The organism is Micromonospora sp. NPDC000316 (assembly GCF_042898885.1).
GTDB lineage: Bacteria > Actinomycetota > Actinomycetes > Mycobacteriales > Micromonosporaceae > Micromonospora.
In genome coordinates this window covers 252,064-274,672 of record NZ_JBIAZG010000002.1, presented here as the reverse complement: position 1 = coordinate 274,672, position 22,609 = coordinate 252,064, and the positions used below count along the sequence as shown (strand labels likewise).

Sequence of the window (22,609 nt, the reverse complement as noted above, 5' to 3'; positions counted from 1 at the left end):
CGGGCCGTCGGCGTGGCCGGCCGCAGGGCCGGCGGCCGTCCGAGAGTCGCGGGACGGACCGGCCCTGGGGCCGCGCGGGCGACTACCGGGCGTCGCCGGGTGCCGCTCCGAGTTCGGCGACCAACTCGTCGACGGAGGTGACCGGCCGTTGGCAGACGAAACCCCGGCAGACGTACGCCGCGGATTGCCCGTCGACAAGCGGCCGGTCGGCGAGCAGCGGCACCCCCGGCTGGTCCGGCGCTCCGGCGACCACCACCGCCCCGGGCGGGGCGTGCCGGCGGGCAGCGGCCACCAGTGGGTCGCCGGCCGGGTCGCCGGTCACGACGGCGATCTCGTACGGCCCGGACAGCAGCGCCTCGCCGACCATTGCCGCGTACCCGGTGAAGCGGGCGTGCCGCCCGACGATCGGCGCCACGGTGGCCAGCGCCGCCTCGGCGGCCTCCCGGTACCGCGTCTGCCCGGTCAGCGCGGCGTACGCCACCAGCCCGGCCACAAGCGCCGACCGGCCCGACGGGGTGGCGTTGTCGGTCGGGTCGGCCGGCCGGGCAACCAACTGCTCCGCGTCGTCGGCGGTGTCGTAGTAGGCGCCGCCGGACGCGGCGAAGTGCTCCAGCGCGGTGTCCAGCAGCCCGCCGGCCAGGGTGAGCCAGCGGCCCTCGCCGGTGAGCTGGTGCAGCGCGCAGAACGCCTCGGCCACGCTGCCGTAGTCCTCAAGCACCCCGACCGGCTCGCCGACCTTGCCGTCGCGGGAGACCCGGCGCAGGCGGCCGTCCACCAGGTGCACGGTCGCCAGGTGCTCGGCGGCGTCGCGCATCGCGCCGTCGGCGACGATTGTCACGCCGTCCATCAGGTTGGCGTCCTCGTCCTGCGGCGACACGTACAGGGCGGCGACCTGCTGGAACTCGGCGATCGCGGTGATCGCCAGGCCGTTCCACGCGGCCACCACCTTGTCGTCACGGGCCGGCTGGGGACGCGCGTCCCGGGCCATGAGCAGCCGCCCCACCACCCGCTGCCAACGGGCGCGGACCTCGGGGGCGGCATCGTCGACGTCCCGGGCGAGCCGCAGCACGCTCATGCCGTGCTCGAAGGTCCCCTCGTCGGTGACAGCGAACAGGTCGGCTGCGAAGCGGCCGTCCTCCTCGCCGAGCACCTCGACGAGTTGGGCGGGCGTCCAGGCGTAGGTGAGCCCTTCGACGCCGTCGGTGTCGGCGTCCAGCGCGGACGCGAACCCCTCCCCCGGCCGGTGCAGCTCGTCGGCGAGGAACCGGGCGGTGTCCCGGGCGATCCGGCGGGCCAGCGGGTCACCGGTCAGCCGCCAGAGCTGCGTGTAGAACCGCAGCAGCAGCGCGTTGTCGTAGAGCATCTTCTCGAAGTGCGGCACCGTCCAGTGCGCGTCCACCGAATACCGGGCGAAGCCGCCGGCGAGCTGGTCGTAGATGCCGCCCCGGGCCATCGCCTCGCCGGTGTGCCGGGCGATCTCCAGGCTGCGCGGGTCGCCGGTGCGCTGGTGGTGGCGCAGCAGGAAGAGCAGATTCATGTGCGGCGGGAACTTCGGGGCGCTACCGAAGCCGCCGTTCGTCGCGTCGTACTCACCGGCGAGGTTGGCGGCCGCGGCGTCGAGCAGCGGGGCGTCCAGCGGGGCGGTGGGGCCGCCCACGGCCTGTGCGCCGCCGATCGCCTCGACCACTGCGGCGCCCTGGCGCAGCACCTCGTCCCGCTGGTCGCGCCAGGCGGTGGTGACCGACTGGAGCAGGCGTGTGAAGTTGGCGCGCGGGAAGTAGGTGCCGCAGAAGAACGGGGTGCCGTCGGGGGTGGCGAAGACAGTCATCGGCCAGCCGCCCTGGCCGGTCATCGCCTGGGTGGCGGTCATGTAGACCGCGTCGACGTCCGGGCGCTCCTCGCGGTCCACCTTGATCGACACGAAGTTGTCGTTCATCAGGGCGCCGACCTGCTCGTTCTCGAACGACTCGTGCGCCATCACGTGACACCAGTGGCAGGCGGCGTAGCCCACCGAGATGAGCACCGGGACGTCACGCCGTTTCGCCTCGGCGAACGCCTCGTCGCACCACGGCCACCAGTCGACCGGGTTGTCGGCGTGCTGAAGCAGGTACGGACTTGTGGCGTTGGCGAGTCGGTTCACCCGACGACCATAACCAGCGCCGAGGGGCCGCGCCGGGCGGTCACCCGGCGAAGCCGTGCGGGGGCCCGGCGCGTCAGGAGGCGCCGTCGGCGCGGAGCCGGAAGACGTTCGACTCCGCCGAGTCGCGCAGCGACCCGAGCACCGCGCCGATCTTGTCCGCCGGCATCGGCTTGAAGAAGTGGTAGCCCTGCGCGGACGTGCAGCCCAGCTCGGCCAGGGCCAGCCGCTGCTCGGCGGTCTCCACTCCCTCGGCGACCACGCGCAGCCCCAGCTCGTGGGCGAGCCCCACTGTGGTCCGCACGATCGCCGCCGCCTCCGGCGAGTCGGCCATCCGGATTACGAACGAGCGGTCCACCTTCAACTCGTCCACGGCGATCCGGGTGAGGAAGGTCAACGAGGAGAAGCCGGTGCCGAAGTCGTCCACCGCGAGCTGCACGCCCATCGACCGAAGCGTGGCCAGCACCTCGTCGATGACCTCCAGCTCGCTCATCACCACGGTCTCGGTGATCTCCAGGACCAGGCGGTGCGGCGGCACCTGATGCCGGCGCAGCGCCTCGGCGATCTCCACCGGCAGGCGGGGGTCGAGCAGGCTACGCGCGGACAGGTTCACCGAGATCGGGACGTCGAGCCCTTCGCGGGCCCAGCTGGCGGCCACGGCGAGCGCCTTGTTCAGCACGTACCGGGTGAACGTGCCGAGCTGCTCGCTGTTCTCCACAGGGCGGATGAAGTCGACCGGGTTGAGCCAGCCCCGCCGGGGATGCTGCCAGCGGATCAGCGCCTCCACCCCGGTGGGCGCGCCGGTGGCCAGGTCCACGGCCGGCTGCAACGCCAGCACGAGCTGGTCGTCGACCTCCAGCGCCTCGCGCAGCTCGGCCAGCAGTGCCAACTGGTCGGTGCTTGCCGCGTCCCGGGTGCTGTCGTACGCGGCGACGCTGCCGCCGCCCTCCTTCGCCTGGTACATCGCGATGTCTGCCCGGCGCAGCAGCTCGGTCAGGTCGGCCGCACCCGCGTCGGCGACCACCACACCGACGGAGACCTCGATCGACATCCGTACCCCGGCCACCTCGGTCGGCGCGGCCAGCCGCTCGGTGATCTCCCGGGCCTGCCGCAGCGCGTACGCCATCGGGGCGGTCCGGTCGTCCAGCACGGGCACCGAGGTCAGCAGCAGCGCGAACTCGTCGCCGCCGAGCCGGGCGAGCAGGTCGCCGGAGCGGGCCAACGCGCTGAGCCGGTTGGCGGTCAACCGCAGCAACTGGTCGCCTGCCGCGTGCCCGAGGGTGTCGTTGACTTCCTTGAACTGGTTGATGTCCAACAGCAGCAGGGCCACCGGGTGCTCGTGCGCGAGCTGCCGCAGCGACCTGTCGCCCTTGCCGAGCATCGCCGTCCGGTTGGCCAGCCCGGTCAGTGGGTCGTGCACCGCCTCGTACGACGATCGGGCGGTGACAAGTCGCAGCTCACGGTGGGTCGCGGCGTCGTGCAGGGCGGCGGCGAGGGCGTCGCCAAATGCGGCCACCGCGTCGCGCTCCCGAGCGTTGGGTGGGGCGGAGCGGGGGAACCGGACACGCAACTGCCCGACCGGCGCGGCGCCCACCGACAGGGAGCGGATCAGCTCGTGCTCGTCGGGCTCCGGCCGGCCCGGTGGGCTCACCTCCCGGTCGATCAGCTGGCCGCCGGCGTCCCCCCGGTACCGGTGCCACCTGCCGTCGGTGCGAGCCACCTCGACGTCGACAAGTTCGGCGTTGAACAGCGTCAGCGCGCCGCTCACCGCGGCGCTGGCAACGCCCCGCTCGTCGAGCTGGTTGAGGGCGGCGGTGGCCTCGGCGAAGGCCCGCCACGTCCGGCGTTCCTGGTCGGCGCGCAGCCGGTAGCGGTAGGTCTGCTGGAGCAGCCACAGCAGCGGCGGAAGCAGCAGCAACCAGCGCGCGTCCAGCTCCAGCAGCGTGACGATCACCAGGCCGACCGCCACGTTGCCCACGAACATCAGCAGCTTGCCGCGCAGCGCGGCGAGGAGCGGCGGGCCGATCGGCAGCCCGTGCCGCAGACCCAACGTGACCCCAGCGAGCCAGAAGGTCACCAGCAGGTACGTCACCGACCCGGCGATCACGGCGAGCGCCAACATCGGGGTCGGCGCGGCGAGAAGCGGCTGCCCGAGGGCCGTCGTCACGGACACCGCAAGGGCCGACGCGGCGGCAAGCGACGCGGCGACGCGGACGATCTCCAGTGGTGACCGGTGGTCGCTGTACAGCGAGAGCCCCGTCCAGGCGAGCCCCGCACCGAGCAGGGTGGCCGCGGGCAGCCAGCCGGCCGGCGCGAGGTACAGGCAGACGATAAGCGCCGCCTCGCCCCAGCTGATGCTCACCATGCCCGCGCCCGCGCGGAACCGCAGCCGGGCGAGTTGGGCGACGGCGAGGACGGCCACGGCGATGCCGAAGCGGGCCGGAGCGCCGAGCGGATCGTCGGCCGGCAGCCGGGTCGGGAGGGTCAACCCGATCGCGGCGGAGACCAGAGCGGTAAGCGTCACCGCACCGGTCAGCAACAGCAGCCGGGGCGGCATGCCGCGCGTCCCGACTCGGTCGGACGGGTCGGCGGCCGGGCCGGAGGTCATTGATCGCCCTCGTTGGACGGCAGACCGACGCGACGACGGGCCACCGGTGCGGTGTCGGTCATCGGCGCCCCCTTCCGCGCACGGCTCGGGGACTTTTGGTCCCCCCCGGCGGAAGGCTAAGCCAAACCGGCTGGTCGCAACAGGGGCCGACCACCCGGTTCGGCGTGAATCATGCGCGGACTACCCGTTCCGGTGCTGCTGGTGCCCGTTGGGAGCGGGCGTGGATGAATCACGCGCTCCGGTCCCGTCTGTCGGATCGACGACTGACGCGTCCGCCCTGGTCGGGTCGACGGGCCGTCCCTGCTGCGGGAACCGGTCCGGCAGCCGGCGCAGGCGGGCGTTCATGTTGCGGATCAGCAGGATGGTCGCGGTGGCCAGCAGCAGGATGAGGAAGAGGCCCATCGGCCCGGCCAGTCCACCCGTGCGGGTGTCCCCGAAGTTGTTCTCCGCGAGCACCTGGGCAGCGGTCAACATGGCGTTCCTCCGATGTGCGGTTGGCTACCAGGGTAGACCGGGCCGGAATCAGCGCGCGTGCGCCGTCTCCCGCACCCCGGCGAAGAGGTCGGACTCGGGCAACGGGCTGTCCACCACTGTGCGGGCCAGTTGGAAATCCTCGGTCGGCCAGGCACGCTGCTGCAACTCCATCGGCACGTGGAACCAGAAGCCGTCCGGGTCGACCTGGGTGGCGTGGGCACGCAGCGCGTCGTCGCGGACCGGGAAGTATTCGCCGCACTCCACCCGGGTGGTGATCCGCGGGCCCTTGTCGGGTCGCTCGTCCCAGCGCTTGAGCCACTCTTGGTAGGGAGAGTCGCCGCCGGTCGCGAGCATTGCCTCGTGCAGGGCCATGATCTTGGCCCTGGAGAAGCCGATGTCGTAGTAGAGCTTCAACGGCTGCCAGGGCTCGCCCAGCTCCGGGTAGCGGGTCGGGTCGCCGGCGGCCTCGAAGGCTGCCACGCTCACCTTGTGGCACATGATGTGGTCGGGGTGGGGGTAGCCACCCTCCTCGTCGTACGTGGTCACCACATGCGGACGGAACTCGCGCATCAGCCGCACCAGCGGGCCGGCGGCCACCTCGACGTCCTGGAGGGCGAAGCAGCCCTCGGGCAGCGGGGGCAGCGGGTCTCCCTCGGGCAGGCCGGAGTCGACGAAGCCGAGCCAGGCCTGCTCGACGCCGAGGATCGCCCGCGCGGCGTCCATCTCGGCGCGCCGGATGTCGGCGATGTTGGCCCACACGTCGGGCCGGTCGAGCTTGGGGTTGAGCACGCTGCCGCGCTCACCGCCGGTGCACGTCACCACAAGCACGTCGACGCCCTGGGCGACGTACTTCGCCATGGTCGCCGCACCCTTGCTCGACTCGTCGTCCGGGTGCGCGTGAACGGCCATGAGACGCAGTTGCTCTGCCAACTTCGGCGCTCCTCGTCTGTGCCGGCCGGGTGGACCCGACCGGTATCGACCGGCTGACCTGCCGGGATCTTCCGCACTCCGCCGCCGGTCGGCGCTGCGGCCCCGACCCGGCCTGCCATTCCTGCCGTTGAGCCGGGTGGGAGGATGGACCCTGTCATTCTTGCTGATGCCGCCGACAACAACCTCAGGAGATACCCGCCGGTGACCGAGACGCACGCCACAATTTCGCCGGGCGCGCCGGTTTTTCCGGCCGGCCGCTACGGCCGCCGCAGGTCTCCCGGCGGAGGCCGCCGTCGTACGCTGACAGCCGCGCTGGCGCTGCTCGTGCTGGTGGCCGCGCTGAGCCTGATCTCGGTGCGGCTCTACCGACAGTACGGTGATCCGAACTACCGCGCCCAGGTGATCACCTACACCGACATCACGGACAACCAACTGCTGCTCGACTTCCGGGTGACAGTGCCGTCGGGCGGATCGGCGGTCTGTGTCCTGCGCGCCCGTGACCGCGACGGTGCCCAGGTGGCCCGCGAGGAGATCACGGTGACCGCCGCCCCGGGCGAACGGCACCTCACCATCCGGCACCGCATGACCACCACCGCCCGGCCGTTCATCGGCGAGGTGCTGCGCTGCCGTCCGCCCGCCTGAGGCCGCACGAACCACTGCTGCACGCGGCTCGCGAGCGCCTCTACCATCGGCTGCCCGATCCGGACAGCGGTGATGATCGCCGACACGCTGTGTCGTACCGCACTGGTAACTTGGTAGTTCACCTGTCAGCCAGCCACGCACATCTGAGGAGACCGCCTGTGTCCACTGGCAACGAGGCGCCCGCCACCTGGCTGTCCCAGGACGCGTACGACCGCCTCCAGGCCGAGCTCGACGAGCACATCGCCAACCGTCCGGCGATCGCGGCCGAGATCAACGCCCGCCGCGAGGAGGGCGATCTGCGGGAGAACGGCGGCTACCACGCCGCCCGCGAGGAGCAGGGCAAGGCTGAGGGGCGCATCCGTTACCTGCAGGAGTTGCTGCGCACCGCCAAGGTCGGCGAGGCGCCGACGACGGACGCGGTGTCACCTGGAATGGTCGTGACGATCTACTTCGACGACGACACCGACGACACCGAGACGTTCCTGCTCGGCTCCCGGGAGATCGCCGCCACGACCGATCTGACCGTCTACAGCCCCGAGTCCGCGCTCGGCAAGGCGATCCTTGGCGGTCGGGCCGGGCAGACCTGCACCTACACGGCACCGAGTGGCGCCGACATCAAGGTGACAGTGGTCAGCTTCGAGCCGTTCTCCGGCTGAGCGCCGGCCCCCGGGCCGTCTGAGGCGTACCGCCGCCGAGGTGTGGCACCCGCCGTGTCACGCCTCGGCGGCGAACACCACCTGGTAACCGCTGGCCCGCAGCGCGCTGATCAGCGTGTCCGAATGCTCCACTCCACGGGTCTCCACCGACAGCGCCACCTCCACCTCGCCGAGGCCCAGGTGGGGGTTGGCCCGCTGGTGCTCCACGTCCACCACGTTGGCGCGGTGCTCGGCGATCTGGCTGAGCAGCGACGCGAGCTGCCCGGGCCGGTCGGAGCACCGCACCGTCACCCGCAGGTAGCGTCCCGCGGCGGCCAGGCCGTGCTCGATCACCCGCAGCATCAGCAGCGGGTCGATGTTGCCGCCGGAGAGCACCGCGACCACTGGTGTCTCCACCTCCACCACGCCGGCGAGGAGCGCGGCCACGCCTACCGCCCCGGCCGGTTCGACGACCTGCTTGCCCCGCTCCAGCAGCATCAGCAGGGCCCGGGAGATGTCCTCCTCGGAGACCGTGACGATCTCGTCGACAAGCTTGCGGACGTGGTTGAAGGTGATCTCGCCGGGCCGCCCGACAGCGATGCCGTCCGCGATCGTGGCGAACGTGGGCAGGCGGACCGGCTCCCCGGCCACGAGGGAGGGCGGGAAGGCCGCCGCGCCCGCCGCCTGCACGCCGATGATCCGGACGTCCGGTCGCAGCGCCTTGGCGACGACAGCCATGCCCGAGATCAGACCGCCGCCGCCCACACCTGTGATGATGGTCCGCACTTCCGGGCACTGTTCGAGAATCTCCAGTGCCACAGTGCCCTGGCCGGCGATCACATCCGCGTGGTCGAACGGGTGGATGAGCACCGCGCCGGTGCGCTCGGCGTACGTCTGCGCGGCCACCAACGACTCGTCGACGGTGTTGCCTGCCAACTCGACCTGCGCGCCGTACCCCTTGGTGGCGGCGACCTTCGGCAGCGGCGCGTTGACGGGCATGAAGACGGTGGCGTGCGTACCGACCAGGCCGGCGGCCAGCGCCACGCCCTGGGCGTGGTTGCCGGCGCTCGCCGCGACGACCCCGCGTTCGCGCTCCGCCGCCGACAGCCGGGAGATCCGCACGTACGCGCCGCGCACCTTGTAGGAGCCGGCGCGCTGGAGGTTCTCGCACTTGAGCCAGGTCGGCCCGCCCAGCGCCGCGCTGAGTGGCCGCGAGGGCTCCATCGGGGTGACCCGGACGATGTCGGCGAGCAGTTTCCGCGCGGCCCGCACGTCGTCGAGGCCGACCAGTTCCGTCATGCCCCGATCGTGCCATCCGGGCTGGACGGCTCCTGCGTCGACACCGGGGCAGTCGGTCAGACCGGGGAGGCCGGGGCAGTCGGCCAGCTCGGCGACGCGCCGGCGATGCGTGTTTGCTGGGCGGCGGAGATGCGTCGGATCAACAGGATCAGCGTCACCCCGACGACCACGCAGGCCACCGTGGGCACTGCGTTACGGAGCAGGGAGTCGCCGTAGTAGTCGATGTACTCCTGGTAGTCGGCATCGGTGGACGGGTTCAGCGGCAGCCTGATGTACGCCTGGCTGTTGCCGCGGTTGACGAACCCCTCGCCGATGCTGAACGCCAGCCATGAAGTCCACCAGACGAACACCGTGATCGGGGTGGAGCGCCGCCACAGACTGTCCCGCGCGACGCCGGCCACCACCCGGGCCGGCACCACGAGGTTGGCGAACGGGACCAGCCAGCCGGCGATCGCCCATGTCTCCCGGGTCCGCGCGACGGAAGCGCGTCCACAGTAGACGGTCACACGGCGGCAGGCGAGTCCAGTCCGACCCGGGGGTAGCCGGGGGCGTGCCGTGACCAGGGGGCGGCCATCTCGAACTGACCGGCCACACCGAGCAACAGCAGCTCCGAGCCGGGCGGGCCGACCAGTTGCACGGCGACCGGCAGGCCGTCCGGGCGGCGGCCCACCGGCACCACGACCGCCGGCAGGCCGGCGACGTTCCACGGAGCGGCGTACGGGGCGTACCTGATGCTCGCCGACATGTTCGACCGCCAGGACCGCTCGGACCAGCGGCTGGCCTCCGGCGGGGCACTTGCCAGCGCCGGGGTGAGCAGCAGGTCGACCGAGTGGTCGGTGAAGAAGTCGATCGACCGCTGCCGCCAGGCGGCCCGGTCGGCCTCCCGGACGTACCCCCGGCGCTGCGCCCACTCACCGAGCGCGACGTGCCGACGGGTACGCCGTTGCAGGCCCCGCCGGTCCAATCCGGAGGCCCGGACGTCGGCGGCGGCGGCGGCGAACCAGGTGGCGATGCCCTGTAGACCCAGCGCGGTGGGATAGACCGGGTCGGCCGGCACGGTGTCGTGCCCGGCGGCGGCGAGCAGCCGGCCGGCGACGGCTACCGCGTCCCGGTTGGGCGCGTCCGGCGAGACACCGCGCACCGGGGAGCGCAGCGAGACGCCCACCCGCAGCCGCTGTGGCGGCACCAGCTTCTCGGGACGACGACCGGCAAGCACCGAGAAGCCGACCGCCGCGTCCGCGACGGTGCTGGTGAGCATGCCGTGCTCGGTGAGGCCGAACCAGTCGTCCGCGCCGAGCTGGCAGGGCACCACGCCCCGGCCCGGCTTGAGCCCGACCAGGCCGCAGCAGGCCGCCGGGATCCGGATCGAACCGAGGCCGTCGTTGCCGTGCGCGATCGGCACCAGCCCGGCCGCCACCGCCGCGGCGGCGCCACCGGAGGAGCCCCCGGGGGTACGCGTGCTGTCCCACGGGTTGCGTGTCACCGCGCTGTCGTCGTCGGTGAGCGCCCACAGGCCGAACTCCGGCATCCGGGTCACGCCCAGGATCACCGCACCGGCGCCGCGCAGCCGGCGAACCACCTCGTGGTCGGCCTCCGCGACCTCGGTACGCGCCGCCTGCGACCCGTTCCAGGTGGGCAGGCCCGCGACCGGGGTGTTCTCCTTGACTGCGATCGGCACCCCGGCCAGCGGCAGGTTGGCCAGGTCCTCCTGCTCGTCGACCTTCTCCGCCTCGGTGATCGCCTCGCCGCCGCGAACGGCCCGGAACGCGGCCAGATCGCGGTCGGTCGAGGCGATGTACTCGAGGTGGTCGGCGACGACCTGGGTGGCCGAGACGTCACCCCGGCGTACGCCCCGGGCGATCTGCCTGGCGGTCGCCCCGACCCAGGTCGCCATGATGTCCTGCACGGCCATCCTCCCCAGCGGTCAGCCCAGCGCCTGCTCCAAATCGGCGAGCAGGTCGTCGACCGTCTCGATGCCGACAGACAGTCGCACGAGATCGCCGGGAACTTCAAGCGGCGAGCCGGCAGCACTTGCGTGTGTCATCCGGCCGGGGTGCTCGATCAGGGATTCCACGCCGCCGAGCGACTCGGCGAGCACGAAGAGCTTGGCCCGGTTGCAGATCTCCACGGCGTGGTCCTCGCCGCCTGCCGCGCGGAACGAGATCATGCCGCCGAACCGGCGCATCTGCTTGGCGGCCACCTCGTGACCGGGGTGCGAGGGCAGCCCCGGATAGATCACCTGGGCCACCTTGGCGTGCCCGTCGAGGTACGCGGCGAGCCGCTCCGCGTTGTCGCAGTGCCGGTCCATGCGTACACCGAGGGTCTTGATGCCGCGCAGGGTGAGCCAGGCGTCGAACGGGCCGTTGATCGCGCCCATGGCGTTCTGGTGGTAGCGCAACTCCTCGCCGAGCGCGGCGTCGGAGACGACGAGCGCCCCACCGACCACGTCGGAGTGCCCACCGATGTACTTGGTGGTGGAGTGCACGACCACGTCGGCGCCGTGCGCGATGGGCTGCTGGAGGTACGGCGACGCGAACGTGTTGTCGACAACCAGCAACGCGTCGACGTCGTGTGCCACACCGGCCAGGGCGGCGATGTCGGCGATGCCGAGCAGCGGGTTTGTCGGCGTCTCCACCCAGACGATCTTCGTCTGGCCGGGCCGCACGGCGGCGCGGACGGCCGCCGGGTCGGACACCTTGGCCGGGGTGAACTCGATCCCCCAACGCTTGGCGACGCGGGCGAAGAGCCGGTAGGTCCCGCCGTACGCGTCGTCCGGGATCACCACGTGGTCGCCCGGCTGGCAGACGGTCCGCAGCAGGGTGTCCTCGGCCGCCAGGCCACTGGCGAAGGCGAGCCCGACCGGGCCACCCTCAAGCGCGGCCAGGCACTCCTGGAGGGCGTCGCGTGTGGGGTTGCCGGAGCGGCTGTATTCGTAACCGAGCCGGGGCGCGCCAACGGCGTCCTGGGCATAGGTGCTGGTCTGGTAAATCGGTGGGATAACCGCGCCAGTGCGGGCCTCTGGGTCCTGACCGGCGTGGATAGCGAGCGTCTCAAAGCCGTGGTTCATCCTGTGAGGCTAGTGCCCCCGTCCCGCTGTGCGTGGCGCAGCCGGGCAGTCGGCATAGCCTGGACCGGTGAGCGGCTGTGTGTTCTGCGGAATCGTGGCGGGTGAGGTTGCGGCGTTTCGGGTCGCCGACGAGCCGGACGGGGTGGCGTTCCTGGACACCCGTCCGGTCTTCGCGGGGCACGTGCTGGTGGTGCCCCGGGTCCACCTGGTGACCCTCGCCGAGTTGCCGGCCGCCCTGCTGCCCGGCTACTTCGCCCTGGTGCAGCGGCTGGCGGTGGCGGTGGAGACCGCCCTGGGTGCCGGTGGGACGTTCGTGGCGATGAACAACAAGGTGTCCCAGTCCGTCCCGCACCTGCACACACACGTGGTGCCCCGGACCAAGGGCGACGGGCTGCGGGGCTTCTTCTGGCCCCGCACCCGCTACCAGGACGACACCGAGGCCCAGGCCTACGCCGACCGGATCGCCGCCGCCCTCTGAGCGGGCCTGAGTCACAATCACGCGGGTAAGGAAGGAAGACCCACCGGTGTTACACGCTGGGAGAGGTACGAGAGGAGTCCCACCGTGTTCCTGCGCCGTATGAACGCCGAGATGATTTCGCCCGAGCAGGCCCTGCCGGGCCGCCCGATCGCCATGCCTGTCGCCGACCGGCACGAGGTGCTGGGTACCCCGCTCAAGGGCCCGTTCCCCGAGGGGCTCCAGGTCGCCGTCTTCGGCATGGGCTGTTTCTGGGGCGCCGAGCGGCTGTTCTGGACGCTGCCCGGCGTTTACACCACCTCCGCCGGCTATGCGGGTGGCATCACCAAGAACCCGACGTACGAGGAGACGTGCTCCGGCCGGACCGGGCACGCCGAGGTCGTCCAGGTGGTGTACGACCCCAGCAAGATCACGTACGAGGACCTGTTGAAGGTCTTCTGGGAGAACCACGACCCGACCCAGGGCATGCGCCAGGGCAACGACGTGGGCACCCAGTACCGGTCGGCGATCTACACGACCACCGACGAGCAGCGCACCATCGCGGAGTCGTCCCGCGACGCCTTCCAGCCGATCGTGAGCCGCGCCGGCAAGGGTGAGATCACCGCCGAGATCGCCCCGCTCGGCAGCTACTACTTCGCCGAGGACTACCACCAGCAGTACCTGGCCCCGACGAAGAACCCGAACGGCTACTGCAACCACGGCCCGAACGGCCTTAGCTGCCCGGTCGGCGTGGCCCGTACCGCCGGCTGACGTCACCACCTGCACGAACCGCGATGCCCGGCCACCCGACGAGGTGGCCGGGCATTCCCGTCTGGGCGTGTGATCGAAATCCGTTGCCGAGCCCGCCGGGGACTCGATAGCGTGCAGGTACACGTGAAAGGAGGTGGTCCAGACTTGTATAGCAATCGGACTCGTGAGGTGGCTGTCCGCTAGCCGCTGTCCTCGACAGTGATCGGTTCGCCGACAGGCGGGCACCAGCACCATCGTCGAGACCGTGTGGCAGCGGTGCGGCGAATCCACGACAGCCACCCGACCCCCGGGGTGCCGGCCTCAGTCCAGCCGGCCCGCGCGCAAGCGCGGAGCACCCCGGGGGTCGCTTCATATCCGGAGGACCCGCGATGTCGATGCGCGAGCTGGTGATCCTGGGAACGGCCAGCCAGGCGCCGACCCGGCAGCGCAACCACAACGGGTACGTGCTGCGCTGGGACGACGAGGTGATCCTCTTCGACCCGGGCGAGGGCAGTCAGCGTCAACTGCTGCACACCACCGTCACCGCCACCGACCTGACCCGGATCTGCATCACGCATTTTCACGGCGACCACTGCCTGGGCCTGCCCGGCACCATCCAGCGGCTCTCCCTGGACCGGGTGGCGCAGCCGGTCGCCGTGCACTTTCCGGCGGGCGGCGCCGAGTACTTCGCCCGGCTGCGACACGCCACCTCGTTCTACGAGACGGCCGAGCTGGCAGTCACACCGATCGAGGCCGACGGGCAACAGATCGCCCTGCGCTGCGGCACGCTGGAGGCCCGCCGGCTGCGGCACCCCATCGAGACGTACGGCTATCGGCTTGTCGAGCCCGACGGGCACCGGATGCTGCCGGAGAAGCTGGCCGCGTACGACATCGCGGGGCCGGCCGTCGGTGAGCTGATCCGCGTCGGGCACCTGGACCTCGACGGGCGTCGCGTCACCCGCGACGAGGTGAGCGAGCCCCGGCCGGGGCAGCGGTTCGCCTTCGTGATGGACACCGGCCTCTGCGACGGCGTCTACGCCCTCGCCGAGCACGCCGACCTGCTGGTCATCGAGTCGACATTCCTGGAGTCGGAGGCCGCGCTCGCCGCCGAGGTCGGCCACCTGACCGCGGCGCAGGCCGCGCGGGTGGCCACCGAGTCCGGGGTACGCCGGCTGGTGCTCACCCACTTCTCCCAGCGCTACCCCGACCCGCGCCGGTTTTACGACGAGGCCCGCGCGCACTTCGACGGGGATCTGATCATCGCCGAGGATCTGACCACCGTGCAGGTGCCGCCGCGCCGGGTAGCCTCGGCCGGGTGACCGTCACGCTCCGTCCCACGACTGGTGACGACCTGATGGGAGTGGGTGCCCTGCACCAGCGCTCCCGGGTCGCCGCGTACTCCTCGTTCCTCCCGGCCGAGGCGCTTGCCGAACCGACGGGGGAGGCGATGGGCGCGTACTGGACCGAGCGGTGGCGATGGGAGCGGGACACCCACCGACTGACAGTCGCGGAGCGTGCCGGGGCGCTTGTGGGGTTCAGCTACCTGGGCCCGGACGACGAGGACGACCCGGTGACGGGGCTGCTCAACGCCATCCACCTCGACCCGGCCGAGCAGGGCCGGGGCGTGGGCCGGGCGCTGATGGTGGACGCCCTGGACGCCATGCGGGCGCGGGGCTGGCAGCGGGCGGTGCTGTGGGTGCTCCGCGACAACGCGCACGCCCGCGCGTTCTACGAGCGCGGCGGGTGGGCGCCGACGGGCGCGCAGCGCGAGGAGTACATCGGCACCGCCCCCACGCCGCAACTGCGCTACGCCCGCCCGCTCTGAACTCTGCCCGACGCTGAGCTGAACCCGGCATTCGTGCGGTTCATCCCGCATTCGTGCGGTTCGTCCGCATTCGTTGCTTGGGTGTTCGAGTGGTTCGCCCTGGAGTCCATGCGGCTCGTGGGACGCCGGCCTCCACCCCTACCTCACGTCCTTTGCTCTGCTTCAACATACGCAACACCAGGTGTCCGGTAATCGGACACCTGGTGTTGCGTGGAGTGAAGCAGAGCAAAGGACAGGCAGGACGCCCGGTGCCCGGTGCGCCGACAGGCCCGGTGCCGCCGACAGGCGCGGTGCTCGCCTGCGGCGGGGCCGACGGGCGACGGACCGACGGGCCGACGGGCGACGGGCCCTCGGGAAGCGCTGGCTAGTGGGCGCCCAGGTGGGCCAGGAGATCCTGGCGGGTGAGGACGCCCTTGGGCTTGCCATCGACGAGGACCAGCGCGGCGTCGGACTTCTCCAGCAGGCCGACTGCCTCGCTCACCGGCTGACCGCCGCCGATCATCGGCAGCGGGTCGCCCATGTGCCGCTCGATCGTGTCGTGCAGGTGGGCCTGCCCGGTGAACAGCGCGTCGAGCAGGTCCCGCTCGGCGATCGAGCCGGCCACCTCACCGGTCACCACCGGCGGCTCGGCCTTGAGCACCGGCAACTGCGAGACGCCGTACTCGCGCATGTAGTCGATCGCGTCGCGGACCGTCTCGGTCGGGTGGACGTGCACCAGCTCGGGCAGCCCACCCGGTTTGCTGGCCAGCGCGTCGGCAACCGTCGGCTCGGCGCCGGAGTTGTCGAGGAAGCCGTACCGGGCCATCCACGAGTCGTTGAAGATCTTCGAGAGGTAGCCCCGGCCGCCGTCGGGCAGCAGCACCACCACCACGTCGTCCGGGCCGGCCCTGCGGGCCACCTCCAGCGCGGCGACCACTGCCATCCCGCAGGAACCGCCGACAAGCAGCCCTTCCTCGCGGGCCAGCCGCCTGGTCATCTCGAAGGACGCCTTGTCGGAGACCTCGACGATCTCGTCGGCCACGCCCCTGTCGTACGTCTCCGGCCAGAAGTCCTCGCCGACGCCCTCCACCAGGTACGGACGGCCGGTGCCGCCGGAGTAGACCGAGCCCTCCGGGTCGGCCCCGATGACCTTCACCCGGCCGTCGGAGGCCTCCTTGAGGTACTGCCCGATGCCGGAGATCGTGCCGCCGGTGCCGACGCCCGTCACGAAGTGGGTGAGCCCGCCCTCGGTCTGCTTCCACAGCTCCGGCCCGGTGGTCTCGTAGTGCGAGCGCGGGTTCGCCGGGTTGCTGTACTGGTTGGGCTTCCAGGCGCCGGGAATCTCCCGGGTCAGCCGGTCGGAGACGTTGTAGTAGGAGCGCGGGTCCTCCGGGGCGACAGCGGTCGGGCAGACCACCACCTCGGCGCCGTACGCCCGCAGCACGTCCTGCTTGTCCTGGCTGACCTTGTCGGGGCAGACGAAGACACACTTGTAGCCCTTGAGCTGGGCCACAAGTGCCAGCCCGACGCCTGTGTTGCCGCTTGTCGGCTCGACGATGGTGCCGCCCGGCTTGAGCAGGCCCGCCGCTTCGGCGTCCTCCACCATCCGCAGCGCGATCCGGTCCTTCACCGAGCCACCCGGGTTGACGTACTCCACCTTGGCGAGCACTGTGGCCTGGATGCCCTCGGTGACGTTACGCAGACGTACAAGCGGGGTGTTGCCGATCATGTCGACGACGTTGTCGTAGTACTGCACGGTGTGCCCTTCGTCGCGGCACCGGCAACGGCGGCCGGGCAGAATTATCCTCACCGCCCAGCGTACGTGCTGTCAGGGCACCAACCCGCCGGGGATGACCGAGCTGCGACGGGCCTCCCACTCAAGGAATCGCTCGGTCTCGGCGAGCACGCTGCCGGCCAGCCAGGTGACCATCACCGCGTCGTCGGCCAGCCCGAAGATCGCCAGCGGGATCTCCGGCAGCAGGTCGAAGGGCGAGACGATGTACGCCGTCGCCGCGGTCATCAGGGCCAGTCGGAGACCGCCGTCGTACTCGCCCTTGGTGGTGGCGCGGATCATCCGGGGCAGCGCTGCCAACCGGGTCCCCAGCGAGGGTCCGCCGCGCGCCCCCGCCGTCAGTGCCCGGGCCAGCGCCGCGAACGCCGCGCTGCGCTTCAGTGTCTTACCCATGGTTGCGCTCCTCTCCGCCGGATCAGCGTGGCGGGTCGGCGCAAGTATGGCCGGCCTCCACCGGACAGATACCCCGTCGCGTCGGGTTCCAGGCATCCATGAGGCATCACGACGACAGCGGCGTGTCGGGCCGGCGCGATAATGTCGCTGTATGGGGGTGGTTGGTTCTGTCCTGCCCGTTGGTCCGCGCTGGCGACACGCCTGGCGGATCGCTCGCCTGGCGGCCATCGGCACGGGCGCCACCGCGGCGGCCGTGATGGCGACCGGCGGGGTGCTGCTCGGCCAGGCCCGGCAGGCCCGGCGCACCATTCCGATGGCCGAGGCGCCGCCGCCGCGCTGCGACGGGATGTACGGCGCGAAATTCCCCGGCCCCGCACTCACGGTGGTCGTGCTCGGTGACTCGTCGGCGGCCGGTTACGGCGTGCACCGCCGCCGCGAGACGCCCGGCGCGCTGCTCGCCACAGGCCTGTCCCGCCGGCTGCACCGGCCGGTCCTGCTGCGCCGTTTCGCGGTGGTCGGGGCCATCTCGTCGGCGCTGCGACACCAGGTGGAGGCTGCGCTGGAGTGCGAGCCCGACATCGCGGTGATCCTGATCGGCGGCAACGACATCACCAACCGCACCCCACGCGGGTTGGCTGTGCGATATCTGGTCGAGGCGGTCCGAAAGCTCCGGGACGCGGGCTGCGAGGTGGTCGTCGGCACCTGCCCCGACCTGGGTGCGATCCGGCCGATCCAGCCACCGCTGCGGTGGCTGGCACACAGGTGGAGCCGTCAACTCGCCGCCGCCCAGACGGTCGCGGTGGTCGAGGCGGGCGGTTGGACGGTGTCCCTGGGTGACCTGCTCGGCCCACGGTTCGCCGCCGAGCCGCACCGGATGTTCGCCTGGGACCGGTTCCACCCGTCCGCCGAGGGGTACGCGGTAGCCGCCGCGGCCCTGCTGCCGACGATGCTCTCGGCGCTCGGCACGGGCCAGGAACGACGGGCTACCACGGCACGGGGTGAGGGCGTACGGTCGCTGCCTAAGGCCGCACAGGAGGCGGCCCGGCACGCCGGCACCGAGGTCAGCGGCACCCAGGTCCGGGGCCGGGACCGAGGGCCGGCCGGTCGGTGGGCGCAACTGCGCCGCCGGGCGTTCTTCGGTGTCAACGCGGTGCCGCAGCACGGCGCCGCACCGGACACGTCGACTGTGGAGGGACTGGCATGAACCAGCGCAGCGAGCGGCACGTGACCGCCGGCCTTCCCGGCCGACTGGGCCGGGCGGCGGCGCTGTCGCTGCTGGCCGGCACGGTGGGCGGCGCGGCCGTCCTCGCCGGTGAGGCGTTCGTCGCGCGGCACCGGCGGTACGCCCAGCCGGAGTTGGGTTTGGCGCTGCGCGCCACTGTCGGCCGGGCCGGCGCGACGCCGCTGCGGCTGGTGCTGCTCGGCGACTCGTCGGCGCTGGGTGTGGGTGTCGACCGGCTCGACGACACCATCGGCGGGCAGTTGGCGAACCTGCTCGCCGAGGGCCCGGCCGGCCGTCGGGTGCACCTGTCGAGTGTCGGCGTCTCCGGCTCCCGCTCGACCGATCTGGCGACCCAGGTGGCCCGGGCTCTGCTGGGCGAGCGGCCCGACGTGGCGGTGATCCTGATCGGTGCGAACGACGCCACCGGGATGCGCCGGCCAGCCGACGCGTCGGCCTATCTCGCGGCGGCGGTGCACCGGCTGCGGGAGGCCCGCGTCGAGGTGGTGGTGGGCACCTGCCCCGATCTCGGCGCCGTACGCGCCATCGCGCCCCCACTGCGGCAGCTGGTGGGCTGGTCCGGCCGGCGAATGGCACGCGCACAGACCGCAGCCGTGCTGGAGGCCGGCGGCGCGGTGGTCGATCTCGCCACCGAGACCGGGCCGGTGTTCCGGGCCGACGCGGGGACGCTCTGCCACGACGGCTTCCACCCCTCCGCCGACGGCTATCGGGTGTGGGCGCACGCCCTGCTGCCGGCGGTCGCGGCCGCCGCGGCGGTCGCCTCCCGACGCTAGATCAGACCCGCGCGGGGTGACATTTCCCGCCGTGTCTGCTTCTTCCGCGCCATGTTACTGCCGCGTTAACGTTGGCCCATGCCGATTGAGTCGTCCCGCGACGCCGTCATCGTCGCTACTGCCCGCTCCCCCATTGGCCGGGCGTACAAGGGGTCCCTGCGCGATGTCCGCTCCGACGACCTCGCCGCGACGATCGTCCAGGCCGCCCTGGACAAGATCCCCCAGCTTGATCCGACCACCATCGACGACCTCTACCTCGGGTGTGGCCTGCCCGGCGGTGAGCAGGGCTTCAACATGGCACGCGTGGTGTCCACCCTGCTCGGGCTCGACACCGTCCCCGGTGCCACGCTGACCCGCTACTGCGCCTCGTCGCTACAGACCACCCGGATGGCCCTGCACGCGATCCGGGCCGGCGAGGGCGACGTGTTCGTCTCCGCAGGCGTCGAGGTGGTCTCCCGGTTCGCCAGGGGCAACTCCGACGGTCTGCCGCCGGAGGCTCAGGCGCTTGTCGGCGGCCGCTGGGAGAATCCGCGTTTCGCCGCGGCCCACGAGCGTTCGACGCGCCGCGCGCAGGGCGGCGCCGACGTGTGGACCGACCCGCGCGAGTCCGGCGACCTGCCGGACATCTACCTGAGCATGGGCCAGACCGCCGAGAACCTGGCCCAGGTGCACGACGTCTCCCGCGCCGACATGGACGAGTTCGGCGTTCGCAGCCAGAACCTCGCCGAGAAGGCCATCGCCGACGGCTTCTGGGCCCGGGAGATCACCCCGGTGACCACGCCGGACGGCACCGTGGTCAGCACCGACGACGGGCCACGCGCGGGCGTCACCCTCGACGCCGTGGCCGGGTTGAAGCCGGTGTTCCGCCCGGACGGCCGGATCACCGCCGGCAACTGCTGCCCGCTCAACGACGGCGCCGCCGCCGTGGTGGTGATGAGCGCCCAGCGTGCCGAGGAGTTGGGGCTTACCCCGCTGGCCCGGATCGTCTCGACAGGCGTCACCGCCCTGTCGCCGGAGATCATGGGCCTCGGCCCGGTCGAGGCGTCCCGGCAGGCGCTGAAGCGGGCCGGCATGACGATCGACGACGTCGACCTGGTGGAGATCAACGAGGCGTTCGCCGCCCAGGTGATCCCCTCCTACCGGCAGTTGGGCATCCCGGAGGAGAAGCTGAACGTGATGGGCGGCGCGATCGCCGTCGGCCATCCGTTCGGCATGACCGGCGCCCGGATCACCGGCACCCTGCTCAACGCGCTGGAGTGGCACGACAAGACCATCGGCTTGGAGACGATGTGCGTCGGCGGCGGCCAGGGCATGGCAATGGTCCTCGAGCGGCTGAGCTGAGCTGACGTCAGAGCGCCCCGCGGGTCGCCGCCACCTCGGCGGCGGCCCGCGCCAGCGTTTCGGCATCGGGCCCGGCGGCCAGCAGGTCGGCCGTCACCACCCGCAACTGGTCGGGCAGCGCCAGGTCGTTGACCAGCCGGGGGACCACGCGGCGAGGTGTGCCCTCTGCGTCGGCGGCCAGGTTGGCGACCTCCTGCACCAGCCGGTGCATCAGGTCGGCGCGGGACATGTTCGCCGTCGTGGCGGCCGCCGCCCAGCGCGGCTGCTGCCAGTGCCCGACCTGACGGACCAGCAGTCGAACGGCCTCATCCAACTCCGCTGCGCTCATCGCCGCCGAGTCTACGGCTGGCGCCGGCCGTTCACCGGCGCAGGTAGCTGAGCAGCCGCAGCAACTGCCAGTAGAGGAAGACCAGGCCGGTGACCAGGCCGAACGCGCTCAGCCACGCGTACCGGCGGGGTCGGCCGTCGCGCACCGACCGCTCGACGAGGTCGAAGTCGAGAATGAAGCTGAACGCGCCCGCGATGATCGCCACCACCGAGAAGGCGTACGCCAGCCAGCCGACCTCGCCGTCGACGCTGTAGACCGCCAACCCCGACCGCCCGGATATCAGGTACGACACCAGGTTGACGACGCTGAGCACGGCGATGCCGATAAGCGTGCCGATCACCAGGCGAGCCAGCCGGGGCGTCGCCCGGATCACCCGGGCCCGGTAGAGGGCCGCCATACCGAGGAAGACGCCGAAGGTGCCGGCCACCGCCTGCACCACGATGCCCGGATAGATCTGCTCGAAGGTCCGACTGGCCACCCCCAGCAGCAGCCCTTGCAGCAGCGCGTAGCCGGCGATCGGCACCGGATTGGTGATCCCCCGCAGCGAGATGACAAGGACCAGCGCGATCGACGCGAGCGCGGTGCCGGCCAGCGCGGCACCCAACCAGGCCGCGTCGGGCACCACCACCCAGGACACCGCCGCGGCCGCGCCGGTGAGCAGGAGCAACCCGACGGTACGGACCACCACGTCGTCGACGGTCATCGGCTCGACATCCCGGGAGCCGAGCACCCGGCTCTCGAACCGGCCGGTCTCGTCCAGCCTGTTGAGCACCGGATTGTTGCTGCGCACCGTCGCCTCCCTCACCCGCGTACCCCTCGCAGTCACTCTGCCCCGGGCGGCCCGGCGGCGACGGCGAAACGGCGCGGACGACGGCGCCCGCCCCCACGGAAGCGGAGGCGGGCGCCGGTCGGCAGTGCGGACGAGGTCAGTCGTCGCCCTGGAAGTAGCTCAGCAGGCGCAGGATCTCGATGTAGAGCCAGACCAGGCTGACCAGGATGCCGAACGCGGCCACCCAGGAGTAGCGCTGCGGCAGGCCCATCCGGACGCCGTCCTCGATCTCCTTGAAGCTGAGCACGAAGCTCAGCGAGGCGACCACGATGCAGACGAGGCTGAAGCCGATGGCCAGCTTGCTCCCGTCGCGCAGCCCGGTGTTGGTACCGAATTGTGCCAGCACCAGATTGATCAGCATGACGGCGAAGAGGCCAACCATCACCGCGATCATGCCCTTGACGAAAGCCGGGGTGGCCCGGATGACCTTCGCCTTGTAGAGCATCGCCATCAGGAAGAAGATGCCGAAGCTGGCCACCGCGGCCTGGAGCACGATGCCGTCGTAGCGCGTCTCGAACGCCTTGCTCACCATGCCGACGAAAACGCCCTCGACGAGCGCGTACGCGATGACGAGTGCCGGGTTGGCCATCCGGGAGAACGAGATGATCAGGCCAAGGACCAGGCCGACCACCGCAGCGCCGATCCAGGCGGTGCTGACCAGCGAGTCGGGCACGAGCACCCAGGCGGCCGCGGCGGTGATGCCGAGGATGCCGAGCAGAGCGACCGTCTTGACGACAACGTCGTCGACGGTCATGGGGGCCACGGTGGGCGGCGCGGCCGGGTAGCCGGCCTGGGACGGGTACTGCTGGGGAATGCCGGGCTGTCCGTACGGCCCGGCCGGGGCGTACCCGGCGGAGCGCTCCCGCTCGGCCGCTTGGCCGAGCCGGGCGAGCACCGGGTTCGAGGTCTTCACTGTCTGGCCTCCCTCAGGGGGTCGTTTGCACGTGAACGTGCCCTCCAAGAGTAAACTGCCCGGCCCACTCCCGGTGATCACGGATGGGAATATGAGCCGGTGGCGGCTGGTGCCCGGGGCGGGGGTCGAACCCGCACGCCTTGCGGCAGCCGCTTTTAAGGCGGCCGTGTCTGCCTTTCCACCACCCGGGCGGGGCGGCA

At 71.8% G+C, this 22,609-nt stretch carries 22 protein-coding genes and 1 tRNA gene; 9 read left to right on the top strand and 14 right to left on the bottom strand.

The genetic code is table 11. The features are described from left to right. Positions 1-82 precede the first annotated feature (82 nt). The 4 genes from ACFY2Q_RS05820 to mca form a co-directional block, all read right to left on the bottom strand. Complete coding sequence (locus ACFY2Q_RS05820) at positions 83-2,140, bottom strand: thioredoxin domain-containing protein (protein WP_387128027.1); 2,058 nt, start codon at positions 2,138-2,140, stop codon at positions 83-85. 73 nt (positions 2,141-2,213) lie between these two features. Then, positions 2,214-4,745, bottom strand: a complete 2,532-nt coding sequence (locus ACFY2Q_RS05815; protein WP_387128026.1) for a putative bifunctional diguanylate cyclase/phosphodiesterase — start codon at positions 4,743-4,745, stop codon at positions 2,214-2,216. A gap of 180 nt (positions 4,746-4,925) precedes the next feature. Next, on the bottom strand, positions 4,926-5,219 hold the full coding sequence (locus tag ACFY2Q_RS05810; protein ID WP_387128025.1) for a hypothetical protein: 294 nt from the start codon (positions 5,217-5,219) through the stop codon (positions 4,926-4,928). Between the two features lie 48 nt (positions 5,220-5,267). Then, entirely contained in the window at positions 5,268-6,149 is an 882-nt protein-coding gene (gene mca / locus ACFY2Q_RS05805) for a mycothiol conjugate amidase Mca (RefSeq protein WP_387128024.1), read from the bottom strand. A 201-nt stretch (positions 6,150-6,350) separates the two neighbouring features. Here mca and ACFY2Q_RS05800 point away from each other — a divergent pair, with 201 nt between their 5' ends. Next, positions 6,351-6,791, top strand: a complete 441-nt coding sequence (locus ACFY2Q_RS05800; protein WP_387128023.1) for a DUF4307 domain-containing protein — start codon at positions 6,351-6,353, stop codon at positions 6,789-6,791. A gap of 158 nt (positions 6,792-6,949) precedes the next feature. After that, a complete protein-coding gene (gene greA / locus ACFY2Q_RS05795) occupies positions 6,950-7,447 on the top strand; it encodes a transcription elongation factor GreA (protein ID WP_387128022.1) in 498 nt (165 codons plus the stop codon). Between the two features lie 57 nt (positions 7,448-7,504). Here the strand turns inward: greA and ilvA are convergent, their stop codons facing one another. The 4 genes from ilvA to ACFY2Q_RS05775 are packed head-to-tail and all read right to left on the bottom strand — an operon-like array spanning position 7,505 to position 11,792. Next, complete coding sequence (gene ilvA, locus ACFY2Q_RS05790) at positions 7,505-8,725, bottom strand: threonine ammonia-lyase (protein WP_387128021.1); 1,221 nt, start codon at positions 8,723-8,725, stop codon at positions 7,505-7,507. Positions 8,726-8,781: 56 nt separating this feature from the next. After that, positions 8,782-9,231 (bottom strand): DUF4328 domain-containing protein, encoded by a 450-nt coding sequence (locus tag ACFY2Q_RS05785; RefSeq protein WP_387128020.1) that lies wholly within the window; start codon positions 9,229-9,231, stop codon positions 8,782-8,784. Further along, the gene (locus ACFY2Q_RS05780) at positions 9,228-10,637 is read right to left on the bottom strand and encodes an amidase (RefSeq protein WP_387128019.1); all 1,410 of its coding nucleotides are present in this window, start codon (positions 10,635-10,637) and stop codon (positions 9,228-9,230) included. The genes ACFY2Q_RS05785 and ACFY2Q_RS05780 overlap by 4 nt, the downstream gene beginning before the upstream one ends. 12 nt (positions 10,638-10,649) lie before the next feature. After that, on the bottom strand, positions 10,650-11,792 hold the full coding sequence (locus ACFY2Q_RS05775) for a cystathionine gamma-synthase (RefSeq protein WP_387128018.1): 1,143 nt from the start codon (positions 11,790-11,792) through the stop codon (positions 10,650-10,652). A 67-nt stretch (positions 11,793-11,859) separates the two neighbouring features. Here ACFY2Q_RS05775 and ACFY2Q_RS05770 point away from each other — a divergent pair, with 67 nt between their 5' ends. From ACFY2Q_RS05770 to ACFY2Q_RS05755, 4 genes are all read left to right on the top strand, one after another. Then, entirely contained in the window at positions 11,860-12,270 is a 411-nt protein-coding gene (locus tag ACFY2Q_RS05770; protein WP_387128017.1) for an HIT family protein, read from the top strand. Between the two features lie 84 nt (positions 12,271-12,354). Then, positions 12,355-13,017, top strand: a complete 663-nt coding sequence (gene msrA, locus ACFY2Q_RS05765; protein ID WP_387128016.1) for a peptide-methionine (S)-S-oxide reductase MsrA — start codon at positions 12,355-12,357, stop codon at positions 13,015-13,017. 368 nt (positions 13,018-13,385) lie between these two features. Continuing rightward, positions 13,386-14,315 carry a ribonuclease Z gene (locus tag ACFY2Q_RS05760; RefSeq protein WP_387128015.1) on the top strand — a complete coding sequence of 310 codons (930 nt, stop codon included), beginning with the start codon at positions 13,386-13,388 and terminating at the stop codon, positions 14,313-14,315. Continuing rightward, positions 14,312-14,821 carry a GNAT family N-acetyltransferase gene (locus ACFY2Q_RS05755; RefSeq protein ID WP_387128014.1) on the top strand — a complete coding sequence of 170 codons (510 nt, stop codon included), beginning with the start codon at positions 14,312-14,314 and terminating at the stop codon, positions 14,819-14,821. Before ACFY2Q_RS05760 ends, ACFY2Q_RS05755 begins: the two co-directional genes overlap by 4 nt. Positions 14,822-15,185: 364 nt before the next feature. On the opposite strand, the gene ACFY2Q_RS05750 is transcribed toward ACFY2Q_RS05755, so the two are convergent. Together ACFY2Q_RS05750 and ACFY2Q_RS05745 are read right to left on the bottom strand one after the other, a co-directional pair. Continuing rightward, complete coding sequence (locus tag ACFY2Q_RS05750; RefSeq protein WP_387128013.1) at positions 15,186-16,556, bottom strand: cystathionine beta-synthase; 1,371 nt, start codon at positions 16,554-16,556, stop codon at positions 15,186-15,188. A 72-nt stretch (positions 16,557-16,628) separates the two neighbouring features. Next, positions 16,629-16,985 carry a YkvA family protein gene (locus ACFY2Q_RS05745; protein WP_357008924.1) on the bottom strand — a complete coding sequence of 119 codons (357 nt, stop codon included), beginning with the start codon at positions 16,983-16,985 and terminating at the stop codon, positions 16,629-16,631. Between the two features lie 151 nt (positions 16,986-17,136). Here ACFY2Q_RS05745 and ACFY2Q_RS05740 point away from each other — a divergent pair, with 151 nt between their 5' ends. From ACFY2Q_RS05740 to ACFY2Q_RS05730, 3 genes are all read left to right on the top strand, one after another. Continuing rightward, complete coding sequence (locus tag ACFY2Q_RS05740) at positions 17,137-18,189, top strand: SGNH/GDSL hydrolase family protein (protein ID WP_387128012.1); 1,053 nt, start codon at positions 17,137-17,139, stop codon at positions 18,187-18,189. After that, on the top strand, positions 18,186-18,998 hold the full coding sequence (locus ACFY2Q_RS05735; protein ID WP_387128011.1) for an SGNH/GDSL hydrolase family protein: 813 nt from the start codon (positions 18,186-18,188) through the stop codon (positions 18,996-18,998). Before ACFY2Q_RS05740 ends, ACFY2Q_RS05735 begins: the two co-directional genes overlap by 4 nt. Positions 18,999-19,076: 78 nt before the next feature. Beyond that, positions 19,077-20,339 carry an acetyl-CoA C-acetyltransferase gene (locus ACFY2Q_RS05730; protein ID WP_387128010.1) on the top strand — a complete coding sequence of 421 codons (1,263 nt, stop codon included), beginning with the start codon at positions 19,077-19,079 and terminating at the stop codon, positions 20,337-20,339. A gap of 7 nt (positions 20,340-20,346) precedes the next feature. On the opposite strand, the gene ACFY2Q_RS05725 is transcribed toward ACFY2Q_RS05730, so the two are convergent. From ACFY2Q_RS05725 to ACFY2Q_RS05710, 4 genes are all read right to left on the bottom strand, one after another. Beyond that, positions 20,347-20,667, bottom strand: a complete 321-nt coding sequence (locus ACFY2Q_RS05725) for a hypothetical protein (RefSeq protein ID WP_387128009.1) — start codon at positions 20,665-20,667, stop codon at positions 20,347-20,349. A 31-nt stretch (positions 20,668-20,698) separates the two neighbouring features. Further along, on the bottom strand, positions 20,699-21,457 hold the full coding sequence (locus tag ACFY2Q_RS05720; RefSeq protein ID WP_387128008.1) for a Bax inhibitor-1/YccA family protein: 759 nt from the start codon (positions 21,455-21,457) through the stop codon (positions 20,699-20,701). Between the two features lie 136 nt (positions 21,458-21,593). Beyond that, the gene (locus ACFY2Q_RS05715) at positions 21,594-22,409 is read right to left on the bottom strand and encodes a Bax inhibitor-1/YccA family protein (protein ID WP_387128007.1); all 816 of its coding nucleotides are present in this window, start codon (positions 22,407-22,409) and stop codon (positions 21,594-21,596) included. Between the two features lie 107 nt (positions 22,410-22,516). Continuing rightward, positions 22,517-22,600: transfer RNA gene (locus ACFY2Q_RS05710), tRNA-Leu, on the bottom strand. Positions 22,601-22,609: the final 9 nt, after the last annotated feature.